Consider the following 14494-nt stretch of genomic DNA (forward strand, 5'->3'; position numbering starts at 1 on the left):
TCTCGGTCGGGACGCTGGAGTCGGATGGAGCCGCCGGGGGCCTCGCCGCCCATCAGGGCGGGTGCGTCGGACCCCCGGCGTCCGTCAGACCTCCTCGACGCTGCTCGGCTCACGCCGGGACAGGTCGATCCCGAGTTCCTCCGCCGCACGGAAGACGTCCTCGTCGGTGTCACGCATCTCGATCTGCACGCCATCGCTGGAGAGCACCTCGACGTTGAGGCACAGCGACTGCATCTCCTTGATGAGCACCTTGAACGACTCCGGGATACCGGGCTCCGGAATGTTCTCGCCCTTGACGATCGCCTCGTAGACCTTGACCCGGCCCACGACGTCGTCGGACTTGATGGTCAGTAGTTCCTGCAGGGCGTAGGCGGCGCCGTAGGCCTCCAGCGCCCACACCTCCATCTCGCCGAACCRCTGGCCACCGAACTGCGCCTTACCACCCAGGGGCTGCTGGGTGATCATTGAGTAGGGACCGGTCGACCGAGCGTGGATCTTGTCGTCGACCAGGTGCAGCAACTTGAGGATGTAGATGTAGCCGACCGCCACCGGGTAGGGGTACGGCTCACCGGTCCGGCCGTCGAACAGCTTGGCCTTGCCGGAGGAGCCGATCAGCTGGATGCCGTCGCGGTTGGGCAGGGTGGAGTCGAGCAGACCGGTGATCTCCTCCTCGCGGGCACCGTCGAAGACGGGGGTCGCCACATTGGTGCCGGCCGAGGCGGCGTCCGCGCCGATGCCACGCAGCCGCTCCTTCCAGTCCTCGGTGCCGGAGTCGACCTGCCAGCCGGTCTTGGCCACCCACCCGAGGTGGGTCTCCAGGATCTGGCCGATGTTCATCCGCCGAGGCACACCATGCGGGTTGAGCACGACGTCGACCGGGGTCCCGTCCTCGAGGAAGGGCATGTCCTCGGCCGGGAGGATCTTCGCGATGACACCCTTGTTGCCGTGCCGGCCGGCAAGCTTGTCCCCGTCGGTGATCTTTCGCTTCTGGGCRACGTAGACCCGGACCAGCTCGTTGACCCCGGGCGGGAGCTCGTCGCCGTCCTCGCGGGAGAACACCCGCACGCCGATGACCTTGCCGGACTCACCGTGCGGCACCTTCAGCGAGGTGTCACGGACCTCCCGGGCCTTCTCCCCGAAGATCGCGCGCAACAGGCGCTCCTCGGGGGTCARCTCGGTCTCGCCCTTGGGCGTGACCTTGCCGACCAGGACGTCGCCGGGCGAGACCTCGGCGCCGATCCGGATGATCCCCCGCTCGTCGAGGTCGGCGAGAACCTCCTCGGCGACGTTCGGGATGTCCCGGGTGATCTCCTCCGGGCCGAGCTTGGTGTCGCGGGCGTCGACCTCGTGCTCCTCGATGTGGATCGAGGACAGCACGTCGTCCTGGACGAGACGCTGGGACAGGATGATCGCATCCTCGTAGTTGTGCCCCTCCCACGGCATGAAGGCGACCAGCAGGTTCTTGCCGAGCGCCATCTCACCGTTGTCGGTGCACGGGCCGTCCGCGATGACCTGGCCGGCCCCGACCCGGTCGCCCTCGTTCACGATCGGCTTCTGGTTGATGCAGGTGCCCTGGTTCGACCGGCGAAACTTCGCCAGCCGGTAGGTGCGCCGGGTGCCGTCGTCGTGCATGACGGTGATGTAGTCGGCCGAGAGATCCTCGACCACCCCCGCCTGGGCGCAGACGACCACGTCGCCGGCATCCTTGGCCGCGCGGGCCTCCATCCCGGTGCCGACCAGCGGCGCCTCGGAGCGCAGCAGCGGCACCGACTGGCGCTGCATGTTGGAGCCCATCAGCGCGCGGTTGGCGTCGTCATGCTCGAGGAACGGGATCATCGCGGTCGCCACGGACACCATCTGCCGCGGCGAGACGTCCATGTAGTCGACCTCGTCCGGCGGGATGAACTCGACCTCACCGCCCTTGCGGCGGACCAGGACACGGTCCTCCGCGAACGAGCCGTCGGGCCGCAGCGGGGTGTTCGCCTGCGCCTTGACGTGCCGGTCCTCCTCGTCCGCGGTCAGCCAGTCGATCTGGCCGGTGACCCGGCCGTTCTCCACCTTGCGGTACGGGGTCTCGATGAAGCCGAACGGGTTGACCCGCGCGAACGTCGACAGCGAGCCGATCAGGCCGATGTTCGGGCCTTCCGGCGTCTCGATCGGGCACATCCGGCCGTAGTGGCTGGGGTGYACGTCACGGACCTCGAAGCCGGCCCGCTCCCGGGACAGACCACCGGGGCCGAGCGCGTTCAGGCGGCGCTTGTGGGTCAGACCGGCGAGCGGGTTKGTCTGGTCCATGAACTGCGAGRGCTGGCTGGTGCCGAAGAACTCCTTGATGGAGGCGACGACCGGCCGGATGTTGATCAGGGTCTGCGGGGTGATCGCCTCGACGTCCTGGGTCGTCATCCGCTCGCGGACGACACGCTCCATCCGGGCCAGGCCGAGGCGGACCTGGTTCTGGATAAGCTCGCCGACGGTGCGTATGCGCCGGTTGCCGAAGTGGTCGATGTCGTCGACCTCGTACTCGGCCGGGTCGGCACCCGCGTGCAGCTTGACGACGTACTCGATCGTGCGCACGATGTCGTTCTCGGTGAGGACACCGACGTCGTGGGCAACACCCAGGGAAAGCTTCTTGTTGACCTTGTAGCGACCGACCTTGGCGAGGTCGTAACGCTTCGGGTTGAAGAAGAGGTTCTCCAGCAGGGTCTGCGCCGACTCCCGTGTCGGCGGCTCACCCGGGCGCAGCTTGCGGTAGATGTCGAGCAGCGCATCGTCCTGGCCGGCGGTGTGGTCCTTCTCCAGGGTGATCCGCATCGACGGGAAGTCACCGAACCGCTCGAGGATGCGGGCCTCGTCCCAGCCGAGCGCCTTGAGCAGCACCGTGACGGACTGACGGCGCTTGCGGTCGATCCGCACGCCCACGGTGTCGCGCTTGTCGATCTCGAACTCCAGCCAGGCTCCCCGGGAGGGGATCACCTTGCAGGAGTACAGGTCCTTGTCGGAAGCCTTGTCGAGGCTGCGCTCGAAGTAGACCCCCGGAGAGCGCACGAGCTGACTGACCACCACGCGCTCAGTGCCGTTGATGACGAAGGTGCCCTTCGGGGTCATGAGCGGGAAGTCACCCATGAACACCGTCTGGCTCTTGATCTCGCCGGTGTTGTTGTTGGTGAACTCGGCCGTGACGAACAGCGGGGCCGAGAAGGTCATGTCCTTGTCCTTGCACTCCTCCACGGAGTACTTGGGCGGTTCGAACCGGTGGTCCCGAAAGGACAGTGACATCGAGCCGGAGAAGTCCTCGATCGGGGAGATCTCCTTGAAGACCTCCTCGAGACCCGAGGTGATCGGAACGTCGTCACGRCCGGAATCGATGGCCTCCTGCACCCGCTCCGCCCAGGCGTCACTACCGATCAGCCAATCGAAGGACTGCGTCTGAAGAGCAAGGAGATCCGGGACCTCGAGGGGCTCGATGATCTTAGCGAACGAGATGCGGGAGGAAGAGCGCGAGGCGGCCAAGGTGGTCCTTCCGGTGGCCTGATCGTCGGGCTGGCGTCGCGGACGTCAAGTATCCGTCGGGGAATGGTCARGTGATCAGTGTCTCGCTACGGTTGTCAGGAACGGCGGCGGGGGGTGCCCCACCGGTGAGATGATGGCCGCGGGACGTGGAGGCCGACCCCCGGGCGTCCTGCGTAGCGGATGTGCGGCCGACAAGCCGACAACGGGCACGCGGAAGCCTCGCCACGGCATGTGCGCGCGGCGACACGAGTGTCCGCTGAGAACAACGGATCGGTGTATGGGCAAGGGTCTCGCTCAGGGTCCTCGGTGTGGCAGCCGTACAGCCGTGCCACACTCCGGCACGACCAGCGCGCCCCCACATCGTCCCGGACTGACCGCGAGTACCGCTCCGGACCACGTAACCGGAACCGCCTCGCGGTGCATACCAGCCCCCGAACAGGGCCGACCATCACCAACGGCACGACGTCGACGAGGCCGATACAACGAGAAGGGCAGCGCAAACTAGCAGTGTAGCCGAAGGGCACACCGCTGGCAAGGACCTGCGTGATGGGACCACGCAGGGAGGACGTAGCGCACCGCATCCGCTCCCGACGAGGGTTCGCAAACTTGATGGAACTCCGATCCACAGAGGCCGTCAACCCCCTTCGGAAAACGTCACGAACGGACCCGACCTGCCCATCTGTGCATCGGGCCGCCTGCGGTGGACCTTTCGGGCCTTCCAGACAGCACGTGCCGGGGCACCGCAGAGGGGTGCCCCGGCACGGGGGTGTCCGCCACGGCCACGCCGGGTGGCCGCAAGGGACGCCCCGTCCGGCGACGGGCATCGCCGGACGGGGCGTCCAGGGCAGCGGGGTGCTGCCAGTACTGCTCGGACTGCCGGTACTTACTTGACGGTGACCGTGGCGCCGGCGCCCTCGAGGGCCGCCTTCGCCTTGTCCGCCGCCTCCTTGGCGACCTTCTCCAGGACTGGCTTCGGAGCCCCGTCGACGAGGTCCTTGGCCTCCTTCAGCCMGAGGCTGGTCAGCGCGCGGACCTCCTTGATGACCTGGATCTTCTTGTCACCGACGGATTCAAGGATGACGTCGAACTCGTCCTRCTCCTCGGCGGCCGGCGCCTCGCCGCCCGCACCACCGGCGGCCGGAGCGGCGGCCACGGCGWCCGGAGCCGCGGCGGTGACACCGAAGGTCTCCTCGAACTGCTTCACGAACTCCGAGAGCTCCAGCAGGGTCAGTTCCTTGAAGGCGTCCAGCAGCTCTTCGGTCGACAGCTTCGCCATGGTGGCGGTTCCTTCCTCGTCATGCCTGATTCGGGGTGGCCTGCTCGTGACTGCGAGCGACCTGATTGTGATCTCGGAGCGGCACCATGGTGGCGCCGCTCGGCTATTCGGCGGCAGCCTCGGCGGCCGGCTGCTCGGCGACGCCGGCGGACTGGCCTTCGCGCTGCTCGCGCAGCGCCTCGGCGAGCCGGGCCACCTGGGACAGCGGAGCGGCGAAGAGCCCGACGGCCCCGGCCAGCGTGCCCTTCATCGCCCCGGCCAGCTTCGCCAGCAGGACCTCGCGGGACTCAAGATCCGCAAGCTTGCGAATCTCGTCGGCGGTCATCGGCTTGCCCTCGACGAAGCCGCCCTTGAGCACCAGTGCCGGGTTCGCCCGAGCGAAGTCKCGCAGGCCCTTGGCCGCCTCGACCGGGTCGCCRCTGACGAAGGCGACGGCGGTCGGCCCGACGAACAGGTCGTCGAGTCCGGTGACCCCGGCCTGCTCCGCCGCAATCTTGGTCAGGGTGTTCTTGACCACGGAGTAGCGCGTGCCCTCGCCGAGGGCACGCCGCAGCTCGGTGAGCTGGCTCACCGTCAAACCGCGGTACTCCGTGAGCACCGCAGCGGTCGAGCCACGGAACTCCTCGACGATCTCCGCCACCGCGGCGGTCTTCTCAGCTTTCGCCATGGGGCTCCTTCGGGGTGTCGGCTGGTCATACGGAAACGCCCCTGGAACATGACGAACGCCCCGGCGCAGGCGCACGGGGCGTGAAGGGCGGCGGTGGYGCTACCGGGTGTGTCACCCGGCTGCGTGCATCCGTCACGGAACTTCCCGTCCGTCACCTGCGCGGGCCGCCCGGGGAACCCGGGGCCTTCGGCCGTCGGTCGAACCGGACGAGGAGTGGCCCTCGACGGGAACGGAGACGGCAACCAGCGGTCTTCGGTGTGGAACTGGATATCAGTGTACGCGACTGTTCGTCGCTGTTCTCGCCCCTGTTCGCTCGCCCGGCGGCCGCACGCATGGCTTCGTGCGGCGATGCCTCCGGACGAGCGAGAGCCGCCGGACGGCTCGGATCAGGCGGCGGCACCCTCGTCGAGAAGGTTGCGGGTGCGGTTCGGGTCGACCGGGATACCCGGGCCCATGGTGGTCGTGAAGGTGATCTTCTTCAGATACCGGCCCTTGGCCGCGGACGGCTTCACCCGGACGATCTCATCCAGGGCAACCGTGTAGTTCTCGATCAGCTGGGTGTCGGTGAAGTTCGTCTTCCCGATGACGATGTGCAGGTTACCCTGCTTGTCCACCCGAAAGTTGATCTTTCCGCCCTTGATGTCGGAGACGGCCTTGCCGATGTCCAGCGTCACGGTGCCGGTCTTAGGGTTCGGCATCAGGCCGCGGGGGCCCAGGACCCGAGCGATCCGACCAACCTTCGCCATCTGATCGGGCGTCGCGACGGTCGCGTCGAACTCCAGGAAGCCCTCCTGGATCCGGGCGACCAGGTCATCGCTACCGACGATGTCGGCCCCGGCCGCGCTCGCCTCAGCGGCCTTCTCCCCGGCTGCGAAGACAGCGACGCGGGGGGACTTCCCGGTGCCGTGCGGCAGGTTGACCGTGCCACGGACCATCTGGTCGGCCTTGCGAGGGTCGACCCCGAGCCGGATCGCAACCTCGACCGTCGCGTCGTACTTCGTCGTCGAGGTCTGCTGCGCGAGGCGGACCGCCTCCAGCGGGCTGTAGAAGTTCTCCGGGTTGATCTTCTCGGCCGCGGCACGGTAGGCCTTGCTGCGCTTCATACTGTCTGTCTCCTCGTGGTGATGGCGGACGGCCGTCGAAGGGACGCGGCGACGTGGACACATCCTGTCCACCCGGCACCTGCGCCCGGCCGCCCTCCCACTGGTCGGTCCGGTGGTGGGGGGAACGCGAGGGCGTACTACTCGCCGACCGTGATACCCATGGATCGAGCGGTGCCGGCGATGATCTTCTCGGCGGCCTCGATCGAGGTGGCGTTGAGGTCCGGGAGCTTGGTCTGGGCGATCTCGCGGATCTGCGCCGTGGTGAGCTTGKCAACCTTGTCCCGGTGCGGGGTGCCACTGCCCTTCTCCACGCCCGCGGCCTTGAGGATGAGCCGCGCGGCCGGCGGGGTCTTCGTGACGAAGGTGAAGGACCGGTCGTCGTAGACGGTGATCTCGACCGGCACGACGTTGCCGGCCTGCGACTCGGTCGCCGCGTTGTACTGCTTGCAGAACTCCATGATGTTCACGCCATGCTGACCCAGCGCGGGGCCGACYGGCGGCGCCGGGGTGGCCTTGCCGGCGTTGATCTGGAGCTTGATGATCGCAGTGATCTTCTTCTTCTTGGGAGGCATGTGCTCGTCTTCCTACCGGGGTTCTACGGAGCGGATCAGATCTTCGCGACCTGATTGAACTGCAGCTCGACGGGCGTCTCCCGACCGAAGATCGAGACCAGCACCTTCAGTCGCTGGGCGTCGAGGTTGATCTCGCTGATGGTCGCCGGGAGCGTGGCGAAGGGGCCGTCCATGACGGTGACGGACTCGCCGACCTCGAACTCCTGCACCCGGACGGTCTCGACCTTCTTCTCCTTCGGCACAACCGGGGCGAGGATCGAGAGGACCTCCTCCCGGCGCAGCGGGGAGGGCCGGTTGGTGAGCCCGACGAACCCGGTCACACCCGGGGTGTTACGGACCGCCGACCACGACTGATCGGTCAGATCCATCCGGACGTAGATGTAACCCGGGTACTTCTTCTGCTGGACAAGCTGCCGCTTGCCGTTCTTGACCACCGGGACCTCCTCGGTGGGCACCTCGATCTGGAAGATGTAGTCCTCCATGTTGAGGCTGGAGATCCGGGTCTCGAGATTGGTCTTGACCTTGTTCTCGTACCCCGCATAGGAGTGCACGACGTACCACTCGCCAGGCGCGTCCTCGATCGCCCGCCGCAGGTCGGCATCGTCGTCGTCGGCATCGTCGTCGGTCAGGGCCGGCGGCACCGTCCCGACCGCCGGGGAGACCGGGAAAGCACCCTCGGGGGTGGGATCGGCCTCGGGGGTGGGATCGGCCTCGGCGGTGGGATCGGCCTCGGCGGTGGCGTAGACGTCGCCGAGCTCGGCGCCGGCGTCCGTGCTCGCCACCTCGTCGTGCTCGAACGCCGCGAGGGGATCGAGACGGGCGAGGGCCTCCCCCTGCTCGGAGGAGGCGTGCTCGGGCGACTGGGACACGCGGACGATCCTTACTCTCGTGAACACTTCTGCTGCTGTGGACCCGCGAAGCGGCGCTGCGCGGGCGTGGGGCCGGACGGGCAGCCAGCTCGCCGATGGGCAGCTCCAGCGACCACCGCCTRCTTCGGCCCCGGCCTGTCCGGCGGTGGGACCCGTCAGCCGAAGATCGCGAGGACCGCCTTCGTGAGGCCGAAGTCGAGGGTAGCCACGAACGCCGTCATCACGCTGACGAAGACAAGCACGACCAGCACATAGGTGATCAGCTCACTCCGCCCGGGGTAGACGACCTTCCGCAACTCCGCCATGACCTCGCGGATGAACACAAGTGGCCGATACCGACGTCGACCCGCGGCACGCGTAGCCCGCTTGGGGCGCGGTGCCGCGTCACGGGTATCRGTCGCCACTCAACTCCACCCACTCCGTCATCGAACCAGCGTCATCGAACCAGCCAACTGTCGAACAGCGCAGGGGCGACAGGACTCGAACCTGCAACCGCCGGTTTTGGAGACCGGTGCTCTACCAATTGAGCCACGCCCCTAGACACACACCCGGATCCTTGCGACCGCTACGCCACCATACCCCGGCTATGYGCTACGTAGCGCATAGCCCAGCCGCACGGCGATGTACCGGAATGGGTACCCGAGCGGATCGAGCATACCCCTTTGCCGCCTGGACTCCGCGTACGGCGATCGCGTCGAGGGGGTAGCGGGGGGCGAGGGGGCTGGCAGCCTGTCACGGAGGTTCGAATGGATGCGGCCGGAYGGGCCGGAGGACCGTTGCCGGAGGGTCCGGACGGATCCCACGGTACGTCCGACGTGCATCCGACACGCGTGTGACAGCCGTGGCAGCATGGCGGCCATGAGCAGGATCTCGCACCGCATCGGGGGAATCGCCCCCTCCGCAACGCTCGCCGTCGACGCCACCGCCAAGGCGATGCGCGCCGCGGGCCGCGACGTGATCGGGTTCGGCGCCGGGGAGCCGGACTTCCCAACCCCGGACCACATCGTCGCCGCCGCCGAGAAGGCATGCCGTGAGCCCCGCATGCACCGCTACAGCCCGGCCGCGGGCCTGCCGGAGCTGAAGCAGGCCATCGCCGAGAAGACCGCCCGAGACTCGGGGGTGATCGTCTCGCCGAGCCAGGTCCTGGTGACCAACGGCGGCAAGCAGGCTGTCTACGCGGCGTTCGCGACGCTGCTCGACCCGGGGGACGAGGTGCTCCTGCCCGCCCCGTACTGGACGACCTACCCGGAGTCGATCCGGCTGGCCGGGGGTGTCCCGGTCGACGTCGTCACCGGTCCGGAAGCCGGGTACCGGGTGACGGTGGAACAACTGGAGGCGGCACGCACCCCGCGGACCAAGGTTCTGCTGTTCAACTCCCCGTCGAACCCGACCGGCGCCGTCCACACCCCCGAGGAGGTCCGCGCGATCGGACGGTGGGCCGAGCAGGCCGGGATCTGGGTCATCAGCGACGAGATCTACGAGCATCTGGTCTACGGCGAGACAAGGTTCGCCTCCGTTCTCGCCGAGGTACCTGAGCTCGCCGAACGCTGCATCATCGTCAACGGGGTCGCGAAGACCTACGCGATGACGGGATGGCGGGTCGGTTGGCTGGTCGGGCCGGCGGACGCCGTAGCCGCCGCGACCAACCTCCAGTCCCACGCGACGTCGAACGTCTCGAACGTCGCCCAGGCCGCCGCGCTTGCCGCGGTCGCCGGCCCGCTGGATGCGGTCGCCACGATGCGCACCGCCTTCGACCGCCGCCGGCAGACGATGCACCGCCTGCTGTCGCAGACGCCCGGGATCCGCTGCCCACTGCCCGACGGGGCGTTCTACTGCTATCCGTCGGTGCGGGACGTGCTCGGGCGCACCCTGCGCGGCCGTATCCCCACCACGTCCGCGGATCTGTGCCAGCTGATCCTCGAGGAGGCTGGGGTCGCGATCGTGCCGGGTGAGGCCTTCGGCACTCCCGGCTTCGCCCGGCTGTCCTACGCGCTGAGCGACGACGATCTCGTCAAGGGAGTCAGCCGCCTCTCCGCCCTGCTCGCCGAGGCGGCCTGAGGCCGCCGGGCGGCTCAGCGGCCGGACCTGCCGCGCGGCAGGCCTCAGCGCAGCCGGACGGTCGCCCGGGCCGCCATCAAGACCTTTTTTCCGTCGCATCGGGTGGTGAGATTCACCACCACCAGGTTGTCGTCGAGCTTCTTCTCGACCATGCCACGCACGGACACCGTCGCGCCGGCGCCGTCGTCGGGCACGATCACCGGGGAGGAGAACTTCACCCCGAACTCGACCACGGCGCCCGGGTCCCCGAGCCAGTCCGTGACCAACCGCGCGGCCGTCGCCATGGTCAGCATGCCGTGCGCCAGCACTCCCGGTAGGCCGGCCTCGGCGGCCGCCCGATCGCTCCAGTGAATGGGGTTGAAGTCGCCGGACGCACCGGCATACCGGACAAGATCATCCCGACGCAACGGGAAAAGTCGCTCCGGCAGCTCGGTGCCGACCTCGACGTCGTCGTAGCTCACCGTGGCGGTCATCGTTCTCCAGATCGTGAGGACGCCCGGGGTCGCCCGGAACGTGCGCAACGCGCGGTCGCCGGAGCCGAGCGGGGCCGGTGGGACTCCGACAACCCTGTCGGCAAAGGTGTCATTGGCGCCTCGGCGGAGCCGTCCCGCGCGAGACCAGCCCACACACGCCGGTGGCGACCTGCTCTCCGTAGATCGTGGCGAACTGGTAGTTGACGACGAGCACCTCGTTGGTCCCCACGGACCGGATGCCGGTCAGGGTCGAGGTGCAGATCAGCTCGTCGCCGGCCACCACCGGCCGAAGCAACACGAAACGTTCCTCGCCGTGGACGACCAGAGAGAAGTCGAGGCCGAGCTCCGGATCGTCGGTGGGCACCCCGAGGGTTCCGGGGATCACTGTGATGAGGAACGTGGGTGGAGCCACGAGATCGGGATAACCAGCGGCCTTCGCGGCCTCCAGATCGTGGTACAGCGGGTTGTCGTCCCCGATCGCTTCGGCGAACCTCCGGATGTGCTCGCGCCCGACCTGGAACGGGGCGGGGGAAACCGAGCTTCGTCCCACGAAGTCCTGATTGAGCGGCATCGCAACTCCGATCGCGCCATCAGCGGGATGACCAGGGTGTCTCTACGTGGTTACCACATCGCCCGCCATCGGTCGATAATCTTGGCTGGCATGCCAGGAAGCCGGCCAAGGACTTCCCTGACCGGCTACCGGTGCGGAACGTAGATACGTGCACGGAGGATTCAGCGACTCCGCCCGTCCAGGTGGGGACGGGCGCCCGGACGCGCCGATGGGCAGCCRCCGGAGCAACGTCAGCGCGTCTCGCGGTGCTCCGTGTGCTTGCCGCAGTTCGGGCAGAACTTCTTCAGTTCGAGGCGGTCCGGGTCGTTGCGACGGTTCTTGCGCGTGATGTAGTTCCGGTGCTTACACACCTGACACGCCATCGTGATCTTCGGGCGTACGTCAGTGGCGGCCACGGCGTGATGCCTCTTCCTAAGTCGGTTGCTGAACAGGTCAGGCGGCGCGGCGAACCGCGATCCCGCACGGGCTCCGCGGTAGGCCGCACACTGCTKGTAGCGGTGGCCGGACTTGAACCGGCGACACAGCGATTATGAGCCGCTTGCTCTGCCAGACTGAGCTACACCGCTAGGATGGTCCACCTGCTTGCGGCGGCCCGACCAACATCTTACCCCGCGGGAGGACCGGCGGACATCCCCCCGGACACGAACCCACCCGAAGGCGGAACGTGGAGCCCCTTTACGGAATCGAACCGTAGACCTTCTCCTTACCATGGAGACGCTCTGCCGACTGAGCTAAAGGGGCGAGGCCGCGGAGCTCAGGTTACACGACGACAGGCGGGGTTGGGTGACCCCCTCACCCACTTCGTCCCCGAACCCGCCGGTCCTCCCGGCGACCGGTCCTCCCGGCGACCGGCGTGAGGGCCCCCGCTGGCCCCGTCGGCGCTACGCCGGCCGGAAACGACCCCCCTGCCCTGACCGCCAGGTCCGCCCCATGACACGCCAGTACGCCCGACCCTCACTCCGTTCCATCGAAACATGCGGAGATTGCCGACGGGAACAACTATCCGTAGCGACCTACCTGGACGCCACTCACACTGATAGCTGTAAGTAATCTCTTCGATGCTTAGCGTGTGGAGCACCCGTTGGTGCGCCGCTGCCGGCGTGGCCAACCGCCTGGCGAGCCTCCCCAGCATCGCCTCCCGAGCATCGAGGGTTGCCCATGCGTCCTATGCACCGTTCCAGCCGGTATCCGACGACACGCGAGGTCCGGCCCGGTCCCACCGCCGGCGACACCGTGCCTACGACCACCACCCTGCCGACCACCACCCCCACGTCTGGCCACCCGGATGAAGAAGGCCACGGCCCTCCTCCGGGGTCGACGCGGCGGCGGGTCGACACCCGCCCGTCCCTGCTGCCAATCCCCCTCCCCCGGCGGGTGACGAGCATCGCGGCGCTGGCCATCACCGCGGGGGCGTTGACCGCGACCACCGGAGTCGCCCAGGGCGCGGTGCCGTCCCCGACCTGGCCACGGGGGATCGACGTGGCCTCCTGGCAGCATCCCGGCGGCGGCCCCATCGACTGGACCGCAGCGCGCGGCTCCGGCCTGAGCTTTGCGATCATTAAGGCCACCGAAGGACCGAACTACACCAATCCGTACTTTGCCGCGGACCGGGACGCGGCCGCCAAAGCCGGTCTGGTGGTCGGGGCCTATCACTACGCGCGGCCGGCGCGGCCGATCTCGACCGCGGTGGACCAGGCACAGCGCTTCATCACGGTGAGCGGGCTGACCCGCGCCGYCGGGCAGCTGGCCCCCGTGCTCGACCTCGAGGACGACGGAGGACTCGATCCCGCCGCGCTGGCCGCCTGGACGCGGGCGTTCCTCGAGAAGATCGAGACCGAGACCGGCCGGGCGCCCATCCTCTACACGTACCGCTCGTTCTGGACCAAGAAGCTGGCGGACAACCACAGCTTCGCCCGGTATCCGTTCTGGTTCGCCATCTACAACAACAAGGCGACCCCGGGCTGGCTGCCCGGCGGCTGGACCAAGTGGGCGCTGTGGCAGTACACCTCGAGTGGAAATGTCCCGGGGATCATGGGAAATGTCGATCTGAACGTGCTGTGCTGCACGCTGACCGCGCTCGCCRCACAGGCCGACGGCACCCGCAGCGAGATCGAGAAGTGGTACGCGACCGCCGGGCTGACCCKCCTGGCCGTTGGGACGCCCGTCGACAGCGAACTGCCCGCCGGCGGTGGCGGTCGCTGGCAGCGTTACTCCAACGGCCTGGCCTTCTGGTCCGTGGCGACCGGCGTACAGGCCCTGCACGGATCCATCGCGACGAAGTTCCTGGAGCTGGGCGGAACGAACAGCTTCCTGCGCCGGCCGGTGAGCGGTGTCGAGTACGCCACGGCCCCGGAGACGCTTCAGGCGAAGTTCCAGGGTGGCTGGATCTACTGGCACCCGGCCATCGGCGCGCACGAGGTCCACGGCCGCATCCTGCGGACCTATCTGGGCCTCGGTGGCACGACGTCGAGCCTCGGGCTTCCGATCACCGACGAGTACTCGGTCCCGGGCGGACGGGAGAGCACCTTTCAGTTCGGCAAGCTCCGCTGGAGCGCGGCGACRAACGCGGTCACGACACTGCCGGCCGGCAAGAACGGCAYCGGCAAGAGTGGCGTGGGTGTGGCGGGTGGCGCCGGCACCGCTCCCTGATCGTGTCCCGGGCCGGAGAGAACCGCCTCCGGCCCGACGGACACAACGATGGGTGACGGCGGCCTACCGTGGGTATCGCACCTACGCGGCGGAGAGGTGGTCGTATGACTACCGAACAACGACGGACCGCACCATGCGGGCAGAGCGATCCGCCGCGAGTACGACCGGGGAGGATGAGATGGCAGGAACACGGGTGGCACGCCCGCTGAACGGATGGCTCACCTTCGCCGCCGTCATCATGTTCATCGTCGGCTTCCACAACCTGATCTACGGCATTGCGTCCCTGCGCGACTACACCGTCGTGGTGAACAACCTCAACGGCGGGACCAGCGTGATCTACGCCGACACCACCTTCTGGGGCTGGTTGTGGATCGTGGTCGGCGTCGTCGAGATACTGATCGCCTTCGGCATCGCGGCCCGTAACGAGGCCGCCCGCTGGGGAGGGGTCGCAATCGCGACGATCAACGCCATCGGGCAGCTGGCGTTCCTTGCGGCGTTCCCGGTCTGGTCCGTCGTCATCATCGCGATCGACGTAGTCGTCATCTACGTACTGTGCACCTACGATGCTCCTCGGGCCAGAGCCGGGTACGAGGAGCCGTATCCGAGCGACCAGGCCGGGGTCTCCGCCGGGCGTGAGGCCGGAGTCGGTCGCCTCACCGAGACCGGTGGCACCCGGGTGACCTCCGGGGGCGGCGTCCGGCGCGAAGAGGGTCCGCGGCCGCCCACCACCGGCTGAACGGCGGCTC

13 protein-coding genes and 3 tRNA genes are annotated in these 14494 nt (G+C 68.2%); 3 read left to right on the forward strand and 13 right to left on the reverse strand.

What is annotated here, in order from left to right; genetic code table 11:
- Positions 1–84: 84 nt before the first annotated feature.
- The 8 genes from rpoB to CcI156_RS00545 all read right to left on the reverse strand — a co-directional run bounded on the left by rpoB (position 85) and on the right by CcI156_RS00545 (position 8535).
- Positions 85–3510, reverse strand: a complete 3426-nt coding sequence (gene rpoB / locus CcI156_RS00510; RefSeq protein ID WP_076803954.1) for a DNA-directed RNA polymerase subunit beta — start codon at positions 3508–3510, stop codon at positions 85–87.
- 883 nt (positions 3511–4393) lie between these two features.
- Positions 4394–4786, reverse strand: coding sequence for a 50S ribosomal protein L7/L12 (rplL, locus tag CcI156_RS00515; RefSeq protein WP_076803955.1), 393 nt, complete (start codon positions 4784–4786; stop codon positions 4394–4396).
- 103 nt (positions 4787–4889) lie between these two features.
- Positions 4890–5453 carry a 50S ribosomal protein L10 gene (rplJ, locus tag CcI156_RS00520; protein ID WP_011435030.1) on the reverse strand — a complete coding sequence of 188 codons (564 nt, stop codon included), beginning with the start codon at positions 5451–5453 and terminating at the stop codon, positions 4890–4892.
- 386 nt (positions 5454–5839) lie between these two features.
- The gene (gene rplA / locus CcI156_RS00525; RefSeq protein ID WP_023839793.1) at positions 5840–6556 is read right to left on the reverse strand and encodes a 50S ribosomal protein L1; all 717 of its coding nucleotides are present in this window, start codon (positions 6554–6556) and stop codon (positions 5840–5842) included.
- A 137-nt stretch (positions 6557–6693) separates the two neighbouring features.
- On the reverse strand, positions 6694–7128 hold the full coding sequence (rplK, locus tag CcI156_RS00530) for a 50S ribosomal protein L11 (RefSeq protein ID WP_076803956.1): 435 nt from the start codon (positions 7126–7128) through the stop codon (positions 6694–6696).
- A 35-nt stretch (positions 7129–7163) separates the two neighbouring features.
- Positions 7164–7997, reverse strand: coding sequence for a transcription termination/antitermination protein NusG (nusG, locus tag CcI156_RS00535; RefSeq protein WP_011435027.1), 834 nt, complete (start codon positions 7995–7997; stop codon positions 7164–7166).
- 155 nt (positions 7998–8152) lie between these two features.
- Positions 8153–8401 carry a preprotein translocase subunit SecE gene (gene secE, locus CcI156_RS00540; protein WP_011435026.1) on the reverse strand — a complete coding sequence of 83 codons (249 nt, stop codon included), beginning with the start codon at positions 8399–8401 and terminating at the stop codon, positions 8153–8155.
- Between the two features lie 61 nt (positions 8402–8462).
- Positions 8463–8535: transfer RNA gene (locus tag CcI156_RS00545), tRNA-Trp, on the reverse strand.
- Positions 8536–8846: 311 nt separating this feature from the next.
- Here CcI156_RS00545 and CcI156_RS00550 point away from each other — a divergent pair.
- A complete protein-coding gene (locus tag CcI156_RS00550) occupies positions 8847–10055 on the forward strand; it encodes a pyridoxal phosphate-dependent aminotransferase (protein WP_011435025.1) in 1209 nt (402 codons plus the stop codon).
- Between the two features lie 44 nt (positions 10056–10099).
- Here the strand turns inward: CcI156_RS00550 and CcI156_RS00555 are convergent, their stop codons facing one another.
- The 5 genes from CcI156_RS00555 to CcI156_RS00575 all read right to left on the reverse strand — a co-directional run bounded on the left by CcI156_RS00555 (position 10100) and on the right by CcI156_RS00575 (position 11840).
- Positions 10100–10528, reverse strand: a complete 429-nt coding sequence (locus CcI156_RS00555) for a MaoC family dehydratase (protein WP_011435024.1) — start codon at positions 10526–10528, stop codon at positions 10100–10102.
- Positions 10529–10637: 109 nt separating this feature from the next.
- Complete coding sequence (locus CcI156_RS00560; protein ID WP_011435023.1) at positions 10638–11099, reverse strand: MaoC family dehydratase N-terminal domain-containing protein; 462 nt, start codon at positions 11097–11099, stop codon at positions 10638–10640.
- 230 nt (positions 11100–11329) lie between these two features.
- Positions 11330–11461 carry a 50S ribosomal protein L33 gene (rpmG, locus tag CcI156_RS00565; RefSeq protein WP_070131962.1) on the reverse strand — a complete coding sequence of 44 codons (132 nt, stop codon included), beginning with the start codon at positions 11459–11461 and terminating at the stop codon, positions 11330–11332.
- A gap of 130 nt (positions 11462–11591) precedes the next feature.
- Positions 11592–11665: transfer RNA gene (locus CcI156_RS00570), tRNA-Met, on the reverse strand.
- Positions 11666–11764: 99 nt separating this feature from the next.
- Positions 11765–11840 (reverse strand) — tRNA-Thr (locus CcI156_RS00575).
- Positions 11841–12257: 417 nt separating this feature from the next.
- Here CcI156_RS00575 and CcI156_RS00580 point away from each other — a divergent pair.
- Together CcI156_RS00580 and CcI156_RS00585 are read left to right on the forward strand one after the other, a co-directional pair.
- Positions 12258–13748, forward strand: a complete 1491-nt coding sequence (locus CcI156_RS00580; protein WP_076803957.1) for a GH25 family lysozyme — start codon at positions 12258–12260, stop codon at positions 13746–13748.
- A 178-nt stretch (positions 13749–13926) separates the two neighbouring features.
- Positions 13927–14484, forward strand: coding sequence for a hypothetical protein (locus CcI156_RS00585; RefSeq protein ID WP_011435021.1), 558 nt, complete (start codon positions 13927–13929; stop codon positions 14482–14484).
- Positions 14485–14494: the final 10 nt, after the last annotated feature.

Origin of the sequence: Frankia sp. CcI156, assembly GCF_001983015.1 — a bacterium.
GTDB classification, from domain to species: Bacteria; Actinomycetota; Actinomycetes; order Frankiales; family Frankiaceae; genus Frankia; species Frankia casuarinae.